The sequence below is a fragment of the Mycobacterium sp. genome (assembly GCF_049585075.1).
GTDB lineage: Bacteria > Actinomycetota > Actinomycetes > Mycobacteriales > Mycobacteriaceae > Mycobacterium.
On the sequence record NZ_JBAUZA010000415.1, the window covers coordinates 1 to 1,741 of the forward strand.

General features: G+C 66.6%; 2 protein-coding genes. One reads left to right on the plus strand and one right to left on the minus strand.

Features of this window, described 5'->3' with window-relative positions:
• Positions 1-639: dTDP-4-dehydrorhamnose reductase (gene rfbD, locus WB785_RS19685; protein WP_424080985.1), on the minus strand; the 639-nt coding region annotated here is incomplete at its 3' end.
• A gap of 68 nt (positions 640-707) precedes the next feature.
• On the opposite strand from rfbD, the gene WB785_RS19690 reads away from it, so the two are divergent.
• A partial coding sequence (locus WB785_RS19690) for an LCP family protein (RefSeq protein WP_424080987.1) occupies positions 708-1,741 on the plus strand: 1,034 nt, incomplete at its 3' end.

The window sequence follows — 1,741 nt, forward strand, 5'->3', positions numbered from 1 at the left end:
GTGCACCAGCGGCGCGTGCACTTCCCCGTCGGCCACCTGCAGCAGCGCGACGACCAGATCACCGGCGTAGGTTGGCGAGCCGGTCTGGTCGTCGACCACCTCGACGACGCGATCGCCGGCGGCCAGCCGGCGCATGGTGGCGACGAAGTCCTTGCCCGTTGCGCCGGTGTACACCCAGGCCGTGCGGACGTCGACCGCCTGCGGCAGCGCCGCAAGCACGGCCTGTTCGCCGGCGAGTTTGGTACGGCCGTACACACTCAACGGCGCCGTGTCGTCGTCAATCTCATAGGGATGCGGCTCTGATCCGCCGAAGTCGCCGCTGAACACGTAGTCGGTGGAGATGTGGATCATCCGCGCGCCCACACGCGCGCACGCCTGCGCGATGTGCTCAGGGCCCGCCGCATTGACCGCGTATGCGCGTTCCTCGTCACCCTCGGCGCCGTCGACGTTGGTGTAGGCCGCGCAGTTGATGACCACGTCGCCGTTCTGCACGATCTGGTCCGCGGCCTTCGGATCGGTGATGTCCCACTGCGCCGACGTCAGCGCCAGCACATCGCGTCCCTGGCGAACGGCCAGGTCTGTCAACAAGGTGCCGACCTGCCCACCCGCGCCGCTGACCACGATCCTGCCCTCATGCATGGTCACGAGTCTGGCACGCCGACGTCACGCTACCGGCGATACTGCTGTGACGAAAGTAGTCTGGTGGGATGCCTGGGGAACGCGTGGTTCGTGTGATTGCAACCGTGGCGGCCGTGGCGGTCGTGCTCGGTACCGGCGTGGCCTGGGGCAAGGTCCGCTCCTTCGAGGACGGCATCTTCCACGTTTTCGCCCCGTCGCTGGGCCAAGGCGGCGACGACGGCGCCATCGACATCCTGCTTGTCGGCATGGACAGCCGCACCGATGCCCACGGCAACCCGTTGAGCGCCGAAGAGCTGGCTGCGCTCAAGGCCGGTGACGAAACCGCCTCCAACACCGACACGATCATCCTGGTGCGTATTCCGAACAACGGGAAATCGGCGACTGCAATCTCCATCCCGCGTGACACCTATGTGTCGGCGCCCGGGCTGGGCAAGACGAAGATCAACGGCGTCTACGGCCAGACCAAAGAAGAGAAGCGGGTCAGCCTTGTCGAATCCGGTGTCGCGCCCGCCGAGGCCGAGTCTGAGGGCACCGAGGCCGGCCGTGAGGCGCTGATCAAAACGGTTGCCGACCTCACCGGTGTCACCGTCGACCACTACGCCGAGATCGGGCTACTGGGCTTCGCGTTGATCACCGATGCCCTCGGCGGTGTCAATGTCTGCCTCAAAGCGCCGGTGTACGAACCAATGTCGGGCGCCGACTTTCCGGCCGGCTGGCAGAAGCTCAAAGGTCCGCAGGCGCTGAGCTTCGTCCGGCAGCGCCATGATCTGCCTCGCGGCGACCTGGACCGGGTGGTCCGTCAGCAGCTGGTGATGGCCTCGCTGGCCCACCAGGTGATCTCCGGCAAGACGCTGTCGAGCCCCGCGACGATGAACCGCCTCCAGCAGGCCATCCAGCGCTCGGTGGTGTTGTCATCGGGTTGGGACATCATGGATTTCGTGAACCAGCTGCAGAAGCTGGCCGCCGGCAAGGTGGCCTTCGCCACTATCCCGGTGCTCGACGAGTCGGGCTGGAGCGACGACGGCATGCACAGTGTCGTGCGGGTCGACCCGCATCAGGTGCAGGACTGGGTCGCAGGGCTGTTGCACGATCAGGCGCAGGG